The sequence below is a fragment of the Arthrospira sp. PCC 8006 genome, from assembly GCF_046480465.1.
Lineage (GTDB): Bacteria > Cyanobacteriota > Cyanobacteriia > Cyanobacteriales > Microcoleaceae > Limnospira > Limnospira platensis.
In genome coordinates, this window is the sequence record NZ_PKGG01000225.1 from 1 (window position 1) to 8,182 (window position 8,182).

9 protein-coding genes and 1 pseudogene are annotated in these 8,182 nt (G+C 44.5%); 5 read left to right on the forward strand and 5 right to left on the reverse strand.

Annotated elements, in window-relative coordinates; genetic code table 11:
* Positions 1-60: 60 nt before the first annotated feature.
* Positions 61-273: an Hfq-related RNA-binding protein gene (locus B9T16_RS22955; protein WP_006616290.1), complete on the reverse strand. Its 213-nt coding sequence runs from the start codon at positions 271-273 to the stop codon at positions 61-63.
* A 43-nt stretch (positions 274-316) separates the two neighbouring features.
* Between B9T16_RS22955 and dapF the strand changes: the two genes are divergently transcribed.
* On the forward strand, positions 317-1,177 hold the full coding sequence (gene dapF, locus B9T16_RS22960) for a diaminopimelate epimerase (protein WP_006616291.1): 861 nt from the start codon (positions 317-319) through the stop codon (positions 1,175-1,177).
* A gap of 23 nt (positions 1,178-1,200) precedes the next feature.
* Positions 1,201-2,346 (forward strand): hypothetical protein, encoded by a 1,146-nt coding sequence (locus B9T16_RS22965; protein WP_014275326.1) that lies wholly within the window; start codon positions 1,201-1,203, stop codon positions 2,344-2,346.
* 183 nt (positions 2,347-2,529) lie between these two features.
* Here the strand turns inward: B9T16_RS22965 and B9T16_RS22970 are convergent, their stop codons facing one another.
* The 3 genes and pseudogenes from B9T16_RS22970 to tnpA all read right to left on the reverse strand — a co-directional run bounded on the left by B9T16_RS22970 (position 2,530) and on the right by tnpA (position 5,351).
* Positions 2,530-3,597: a branched-chain amino acid aminotransferase gene (locus B9T16_RS22970; RefSeq protein WP_014275325.1), complete on the reverse strand. Its 1,068-nt coding sequence runs from the start codon at positions 3,595-3,597 to the stop codon at positions 2,530-2,532.
* A gap of 162 nt (positions 3,598-3,759) precedes the next feature.
* Positions 3,760-4,701, reverse strand: a complete 942-nt coding sequence (gene speE / locus B9T16_RS22975; protein WP_006616448.1) for a polyamine aminopropyltransferase — start codon at positions 4,699-4,701, stop codon at positions 3,760-3,762.
* A gap of 247 nt (positions 4,702-4,948) precedes the next feature.
* Positions 4,949-5,351 (reverse strand): annotated as a pseudogene (gene tnpA / locus B9T16_RS22980) (IS200/IS605 family transposase).
* Between the two features lie 51 nt (positions 5,352-5,402).
* Here tnpA and B9T16_RS22985 point away from each other — a divergent pair.
* Complete coding sequence (locus B9T16_RS22985; protein ID WP_410245871.1) at positions 5,403-6,524, forward strand: RNA-guided endonuclease InsQ/TnpB family protein; 1,122 nt, start codon at positions 5,403-5,405, stop codon at positions 6,522-6,524.
* Between the two features lie 67 nt (positions 6,525-6,591).
* On the opposite strand, the gene B9T16_RS22990 is transcribed toward B9T16_RS22985, so the two are convergent.
* On the reverse strand, positions 6,592-6,804 hold the full coding sequence (locus tag B9T16_RS22990; protein WP_006616450.1) for a hypothetical protein: 213 nt from the start codon (positions 6,802-6,804) through the stop codon (positions 6,592-6,594).
* An 89-nt stretch (positions 6,805-6,893) separates the two neighbouring features.
* On the opposite strand from B9T16_RS22990, the gene B9T16_RS22995 reads away from it, so the two are divergent.
* Positions 6,894-7,307, forward strand: coding sequence for a peptide chain release factor 1 (locus B9T16_RS22995; RefSeq protein WP_410245872.1), 414 nt, complete (start codon positions 6,894-6,896; stop codon positions 7,305-7,307).
* A 102-nt stretch (positions 7,308-7,409) separates the two neighbouring features.
* Positions 7,410-8,108, forward strand: coding sequence for an MBL fold metallo-hydrolase (locus B9T16_RS23000; protein WP_317269558.1), 699 nt, complete (start codon positions 7,410-7,412; stop codon positions 8,106-8,108).
* The last annotated feature ends 74 nt before the right edge of the window (positions 8,109-8,182 follow it).

The window sequence follows — 8,182 nt, forward strand, 5'->3', positions numbered from 1 at the left end:
ATTCCCAAGGGGAAGATAAATAAACCCGCCCTCTGGGGAGAGGGGGAGAGGGGGAGAGGGTCAAGATTTGGCTTGTATATAGGCGATCGCCTCTCGCCAGACCAAAATCGGTTCCCCCTGTGGGGGTTGTAAACAGATACAGTTAGGATCTTGCCACAGCATTTGGCCCTCTAACATATCTTCGGTGAGTAATTGAATCTTAACAGTGGGTTTATCCTTGATGTAGGTTTGTAACTTGCGGACGCTGGGTAAATCGGTATTGAACTCAGGCATAATCGATTAGTTATTATTAATGCAGGAGATTGAGATATCAGTGATGGCAATTGAGTTTACAAAGTATCACGGTTTGGGTAATGATTTTATTCTGATTGATAACCGTCATCAGTCGGAGCCAATTTGTACACAGAAACAAGCTGTGCAAATGTGCGATCGCCATTTTGGTATTGGTGCTGATGGGGTAATATTCGCCCTTCCCGGTGACGGGGCTAGTGACTACACCATGAGAATATTTAACTCTGATGGGTCCGAACCGGAAATGTGCGGGAATGGAATTCGCTGTCTGGCTAAGTTTATCGCTGAGTTAGAAGGGAAAACTGGGACGGCGATCGCTTATAAAATTAATACCGCCGCCGGGGTGATCTGTCCCCAACTTTTAACCGATGGTCAGGTTAAAGTAGATATGGGATTACCACGGCTACTGGCGGCGGAAATTCCCACCACCCTATCTGAAAATAGCCTCAAGGTTATCGATGTTCCCCTACAGGTAGCAGGACAGCCCTGGTCTGTTACCTGCGTGAGTATGGGAAACCCCCACTGCATCACTTTTGTAGATGATGTGGCTAGTGTTCCATTAACGGAAATTGGTCCGTTGTTTGAACATCATCCGGCTTTTCCTGAACGAACCAATACAGAATTTATTGAAGTAGTGCGACCGGATTATGTCAAAATGCGAGTTTGGGAAAGGGGTGCTGGGATAACTTTAGCCTGTGGAACTGGGGCTTGTGCTTCTGTGGTGGCGGGAGTATTAACCCAAAGATGCGATCGCCAAGTAACTGTAGAACTTCCAGGGGGTTGTCTACAGATTGAATGGTCAGCTACAGACCAACGGTTATACATGACTGGACCAGCCCAAGCGGTTTTTCAGGGTCAGTTAACTTTCCCAATTAATGAAAAATAATTAGGTAAATCAAGGAAATTGCTATGGGTGGAGGCATTTATCTCATTCAAGATGATGATCAGCTTGTGGAAATGATGGAACAAGACTATGATTCTGAGGATCAACTTCAGGACTTGCTAGAATCTTATCCGAATTTGCTGGCTGGGGATGAGATTGATCGCGCCACCCCTAGACGGTGGCTATTGATTTCCAGGGATGCTATGGTTCCCCCGGAGGAAGAAAGCGGCGGTCGCTGGTCTTTGGATCATTTGTTTATTGACCAGGATGCTATCCCTACCTTAGTGGATATTCGCCGTATCCGTAATACGGAAATGCGCCAAAAGGCGATCGGGCTAATGTTGGATTATGCGGCCCATGTTAGCTTTTACTGGCCTATTGAATCGACTATTGCTCAATTTGAGGCTAACTGTCGCGAACAAGGTCGCGATCCAGAACAGGTTTTTGAGGAGTTTCTTGGACCTGATGCTAAGGAAGAGCGTTTTTGGCAAAAAGTGAAAACTAATGTACAGGCTGGTAAAATTCGCCTGGTTTTTGTGGCTGATGAAATCTCCCCCTCTTTGCGTCGGGTGGTTGAGTTTCTCAATAAGCAAACTGACCCTGGGGAAGTCTGGGCGGTGGAAATTAAGCAATATGTCAGTCAGGAAGGTTTAAGGACTTTAGTACCTCGGGTAATTGGTCAAACGGCGGAAGCGCAACAGAAAAAATCTAGCGCTACTGGGGAACGCAGACGCTGGGATGAGATGTCTTTTTTTGAGGAATTAAATATCCGCCGGGGAACTGATGAAGCACAACTAGCCCAGAAAATTCATGCTTGGGCGAAACAACAACAGCCGAAAATTGATATTCAATGGGGAACCGGGGATATCTATGGTGGGTTTACGGCTTGGCTTCACCAAAAGGGTAAAAAAACTCACAAGTTATTTAGTGTGGATATTTCGGGGCGTTTGGAAATTTCTTCTAATAAATATGCCTCTCAACCTCCTTTTGATTGTCAGGACAAATGGCTGGAACTTCGCAATAAGTTTAGTTCTATTGGTTTATCTCTCCCGGTAGAACCGAGTGAGTATCGATCGCTAACTTTGCGTCTGTCTACTCTCCAGGATGAAACAGCCCTACAACAGGTTATGGAAACTTTTGATTGGGTGATTAAGGAAATTAAGAAAGCCTGATATTTGTCTGATGATGACTAAAAAAGCCCGTCAGAAACTAACGGGCAATTAGCGGGCAATTAGCGGGCAACTACAGCCTAGTATGCCCATGAAAGCAAGTTATACCTTGAGGCGGAAATGATGCCCTTCACGGGTCAATTAGCCGCCAATTAGACGGCAATCACAGGGAAAAAGCATCTATTACTATGGTCTACATATCCAATTGTGGATATCTTCTGTTCTCCCGGTTTTGATTTCTTCGAGTTTCTGGAAAACTTGATTGGCTACTTTGCGATCGCTTACGGGAGGTAAAATCATGTCTTCTCCCTGATATCCAATGGTGGAAATATGGGCGATAGTTGCTGCTGTTCCCATACCAAAGGCTTCCGTGAGAGTTCCTTGATGGTAGGCTTGGACTATCTCATCAATAGCGATCGCCCTTTCCTCTACCGGCATTCCCCAATCACGACATAAAGTTAACACACTATCCCGCGTAATTCCCGCTAAAATAGTTCCGGTTAATTTCGGGGTGACAACTACTCCATCAATCACAAATGCTAAGTTCATCGTGCCACATTCTTCGATATATTGGCGATGAATACCATCAAGCCAAATCACATTATCATAGCCTTTCTCTTTAGCTTCTCGGTCTGCGAGAAGGCTGGCGGCGTAGTTTCCGGCTACTTTCGCGGCACCGGTTCCCCCTTCAAAAGCTCTCACATATTTTTCCGTGACAATCAATTTAACAGGATGGGAATAATAAGCACCTACAGGACAGGTGATAATGATAAATTTATAGGAATCCGAGGGTTTTAATCCTACCGATTCATCAACAGCAAAGTAAATCGGTCTAATATATAAAACGCTGCCATTTTTATTAGGAATCCAATCAGCATCTAACTTGATTAACTCTTTCAATCCATCAATAAAAATAGATTCTGGAATAGCTGGCATACATAACCTTTCGGCGGATTGATTAATCCGTTTATGGTTGGCATCCGGTCGGAATAATAATGGCTCACCATTGGGGTTTTTATAGGCTTTCATACCTTCAAAAATCGCCTGTCCGTAGTGGAGAGCAGACGTGGCGGGGGATAGGTCTATGGGACCGTAAGGGATGATTTGAACATCCTGCCAATTTCCCTGGCTATAGTTAGCCACTAACATATGATCGCTGAAGATTTTGCCGAAGGGTATGGGTTCGGTTTCTAGTTCTTTAATACGGGATTTTTTGGTAGTCTCAATTCGTAGGGGAAGATGCGGATTGTTCATGATAATTTTAAGTAGGTGGCAAATGATTAAAATGATGGATTTTATGGAGGAAACAGTAGATAGACGCTAGTTAGTAGTAATTATCTGATTAACTAGGCTGTCTAACTGTTCCCAGTTCCCGAAAATCTGGTAATTTATCGCCTCAATTAACAATTCTCTAGGCTAATTTAACTTGCCTTTGCCAAAGAATTTAGGAGGTTCGGAAAGTGTGTATACTTGAGTCTCAGCGGCGATCGCCTCTCGTAGATGTCGGGGAAGTTGAAATAGTCCTAACAGGGTAGTACCGTCAAACATCCGCATACCGCCTACAGTATGCTGTTGGAGGATTTCATCTGTTTTCTCCGGTTGAGGATAGGGATCAATGGGGTGTTGCGAGGCGATCGCAAATCCCCACGGGGCTCCATAGGTGGGAATAAAGCTAGTATAGGATTGAACATGGGGAAACACAGCGTTAACTGTATTAACAATCCGAACGTGAAGGTTCAAATTTCCGGGAGCCACCGGGCCCGCTTGAATCACAAATATCCCATCATCAGCCAGGACGCGCCGGATATTCTCAAAATACTCCTTAGTAAACAGTTTAAATGAGGGTCCCTCCTCAATGGGGTCTGAAAGATCAGAAATAATCACATCCCATTTTTGGTCGGTGGTATCGAGAAACTCCAACGCATCCCCAACCACTAATTCAGTCCGGGGGTCTTCAAAAGCATTCTGGTGCATTTCTGGCAGATATTGGCGGCACGCCTCCACTACATCCCCATCAATATCAACCATTACCACCCGATCAACAGTTTTCCAGCGCAACACTTCCCGGATAGTTGCTCCCTCGCCGCCACCTAAGACTAGAACTTTCTCTGGTTTACCTTGAATGACCATCCCCGGATGGACTAGGGGTTCATGATACAGAAACTCATCCCCGGTGCAAGACTGCCATTTACCGTCCAGGACTAGGGCTTTACCATAAGCCCCAGTTTCAACAATGTACATCTCCTGATAGGGGGTTTTTTGATGGGCTAGAACATCGATAACCCCGTGAGCATAAATATCCCAAGGTGTGATGTACTCTGTCATCCAAAAATCAGCCTGAACTTCACTGCCAGCCATAAAGTATCCTCCCGGGTATGATTTGACCAAAAGGGATTATATCCCAAATCCGCATAGCGATCGCTTTCATGTCATCCCCCTAATCAACCACTAACCAAACACAAGCTAGATATATGTTCGTGTTTTCGGTGGCAATATTTCTGATCTCCTCTGGTCTGGGTTAACTTATCAGAAGCATGGGTCTAAAACCCCGTCACTTGGGCAGGCTCAGTGCATCGCACTTCGATTATACTCAGTGCATAGCCTTCTAGGACGGCTTTTCTGGTTCCCTAGTGTACTGCTTGAGAACCTCTATGGGCGCACCTCCAACGGAGCTAACAAAATAGCTTGGACTCCAGAGCGCATCTTGGCCTATGGTTTAGGGTAGCCAGCTTGACCATATCGACTATAGATAGGGTTTTCTGAATAACTTCGGGAGTCGGGAGTCGAGAATAATTATCAATTGTCAATTTCAGCCCGTGAATGTGGTCAGATTCTCCGTTAAATTCGAGAATCCGAAAATCCATTTTCTTGGCTACTTCGTTAAACGACTTTTAGATAACTGTAAGGCTTTCAGCAGTGAACACATACCTACGATATTTAATGACACAGACTCAGTTAATTTTCAGGCTGGAAATACTGTGCCTTTGCCTGCGTAAAGGGGTTGTTATTTGGTGTATATCCCGCTATCATATATTTACAGGCAAAGTCTAGCGCAGACAATGAAATCGAGATACAGATACCGTTTCTACCCGACAGAGCAACAGCGACAGAGTTTAGCTCAGTTGTTTGGTTGTGTTCGGGTAGTGTGGAATGATGCTCTAGCTTTCAGTAAGTCTGATAAGTACCCTGGATACAACCAGCTTTCGGCAACGTTGACCCAAACCAAAAAGACTGAGGCTAGAGAATGGCTGGCTAGTGTTTCGTCTGTGCCATTACAGCAATCTCTTAAACAGTTAGATGCTGCCTACAAAAACTATTTTAATTCCCTTAGCGGAAAGCGAAAAGGTAAAAAGGTAGGGCTACCTCGATTTAAGAAAAAAGCAAATAAGCAGTCTGCGACCTTCACAAAAACTGCATTTTCCATCAAAAAAGGAGAGGTGTTTTTAGCCAAGATTGGTAATATAAAACCCATATGGTCGAGGGAATTGCCGTCCGCACCCAGTTCGGTTACAGTCATCAAAGATGGTGCTAACCGCTATTTCTTGAGCTTTGTTGTAGAAGTTGAACCGATTCAGGTCGAGGCTAAAAACCAAAGCATCGGGATTGATTTGGGAATTAAAACTTTTGCGGTCATGAGCAACGGTGAGAAGGCTTTTAGCCCTAATTACTCGAAAGCAGACTGCCAAATTCGCAAGCTCCAGAAAAAACTAGCCCGTCAGCAGAAAGACTCAAAACGGAGAAACAGGACTCGAATTCAAATTGCGAAACTGCATAATCAAATTGCAGATACCCGCCAAGATTTCTTGCACAAATTGTCTACTAAGCTGGTTCGTGAAAACCAAACGATTGCCTTAGAAGACCTGAATGTGTCAGGCTTGGTCAAAAATTGCCGTCTAGCCAGGGCTATTAGTTGGCAAGGTTGGCGAGAGTTTAGAACGCTCTGTGAGTCAAAATCTGAGAAGTTTGGTAGAGAGTTTCACGTCATCAGTCGATGGGAACCGACCAGCCAGATTTGCTCTGAATGCGGCTACAAATGGGGTAAGCTCGATCTAAAAATTCGGTCGGTTCGATGCCTAAATTGTGGCACTGAACACGACCGAGATGAAAATGCAGCCAAGAATATAGAACAAAGTCGCCACAGGGCATTGGGAGACTCTAAACGGACGCTGAGACAGAAATAAGACTACCTTGGTAGCGTCAGTCAGTGAAGCGTCAAGAATCACCGTGACTTCAGCGGGCGTGAGTATGTCAAGATTGATTTTCAGGAAAGTCTGGGATTATCCATTGAGGTGGTGCTGTGCGTTTTTTGCGGACAGCTTCTTCTGCTATATCTAGCATTTGATCTAAAGATGTATTTTCAATAAAACTCGATACAGAAGTGACATATTCCCGGTGGGGGCATTTATCACCCAGAATACAACCATTTTTACAGGCTTCTGCACAATTGATGGTAGTTTCCACAATAGTTTCCTCTCTCTCAAATTCGACAACCTGCCAAAAATTGTAGTATAGCAGTCAGATTGTCGGCTACTCATACAGGAGATCAGACCATGAATCGTTTAATATACCAATTGAAATCTTTACCCTGGCGGTGGTTGCTTCAAAGCGCCGGGGTCACAGTGGCTATAGTGGCGGCGGTTGAGTTGCTGTTGACTCTGGGTTTAACACATTCGCCTAGTCTCTCTCAGGCGATCGCCTTCTTGTATTCTCCACCCTTGGGCATAATTATGTTTATCGTGTCGGCGATCAGTATCGGCGCTTTGGCTGTTTATCTCTTGGAACTGTGGGACCAACAGATCATCCTTAATTCTGGCACTCTCTGGGCTTTGCTTGCCTGTCTACTCCTGGGCTTATGGATTAAATCCTTACTTCCCATACCTGGCATCGTGATCACTTTATCACGATTTTCCTTTCTTGGGGTTCTCGTCGGCGTTTTCTGGAAAGGAAGACCTTACTTTCGTTAACCCCAAACCATCACCCCAAACCATTGACGTTTAGCATTTAATACTTTACTATCTAGTTAAGTATTCACATAATATCTAAATGCAACGGCTAAAGGAGAATCAATGCTATTTCGTCAGCTATTCGACCCGGAAACCAGCACTTATACCTATCTAATTGCCGATACTGTCACCAAGGAAGCAGCATTAGTTGATCCGGTTCTTGAACAAGTCGATCGCGATCTGAAATTGCTGGAAGAATTGGAATTAAACTTACGCTATTGTTTAGAAACCCATATTCACGCTGACCATATTACCGGGACGGGGAAACTACGCCAGCTTACCCAATGTCTGGGAATTGTGCCCCAAAAGGCTAATGCAGCCTGTGCCGATCGCTATATTGGTGATGGAGAAGTCTTAGAATTAGGGGAGATTAAAATTGAGGCGATCGCTACTCCCGGACACACTGACAGCCATATCACCTATTGGGTAAATGGCGATCGTATTTTAACCGGAGATTCCCTATTAATCCGAGGTTGTGGACGTACTGATTTCCAAAGTGGCGACCCCGGACAACTTTATGATTGCATTGTTCAAAAACTCTTTACACTTCCCGAAAATACTCTAGTTTATCCTGGTCATGACTATCGAGGTCATACAGTTTCCACTATTAAAGAAGAAAAACTTTACAACCCCCGTTTAGCAGGAAACAGCCGCGAGAGTTTTATTGAACTCATGAATAGTCTCAATCTTCCCGACCCTAAAAAAATTATGGCGGCGGTTCCTGCTAATGAACGCTGCGGAAAAGTTCCCAGTCTTTCCTAAGTCTTTAACTAAAATATGACCGGGTGGGTTTATCCATCTTTCGGGTGATACACCAAAGCTGACTGGTAAGAAAG

What these genes read in the sequence shown, in the direction of transcription:
- B9T16_RS22995 (WP_410245872.1), top strand. Translation starts at nt 6,894, where the DNA reads ATGAATCGTTTAATATACCAATTGAAATCTTTACCCTGGCGGTGGTTG.
- B9T16_RS22955 (WP_006616290.1), bottom strand. Translation starts at nt 273, where the DNA reads ATGCCTGAGTTCAATACCGATTTACCCAGCGTCCGCAAGTTACAAACC.
- B9T16_RS22970 (WP_014275325.1), bottom strand. Translation starts at nt 3,597, where the DNA reads ATGAACAATCCGCATCTTCCCCTACGAATTGAGACTACCAAAAAATCC.
- B9T16_RS23000 (WP_317269558.1), top strand. Translation starts at nt 7,410, where the DNA reads ATGCTATTTCGTCAGCTATTCGACCCGGAAACCAGCACTTATACCTAT.
- speE (WP_006616448.1), bottom strand. Translation starts at nt 4,701, where the DNA reads ATGGCTGGCAGTGAAGTTCAGGCTGATTTTTGGATGACAGAGTACATC.
- dapF (WP_006616291.1), top strand. Translation starts at nt 317, where the DNA reads ATGGCAATTGAGTTTACAAAGTATCACGGTTTGGGTAATGATTTTATT.
- B9T16_RS22985 (WP_410245871.1), top strand. Translation starts at nt 5,403, where the DNA reads ATGAAATCGAGATACAGATACCGTTTCTACCCGACAGAGCAACAGCGA.
- B9T16_RS22965 (WP_014275326.1), top strand. Translation starts at nt 1,201, where the DNA reads ATGGGTGGAGGCATTTATCTCATTCAAGATGATGATCAGCTTGTGGAA.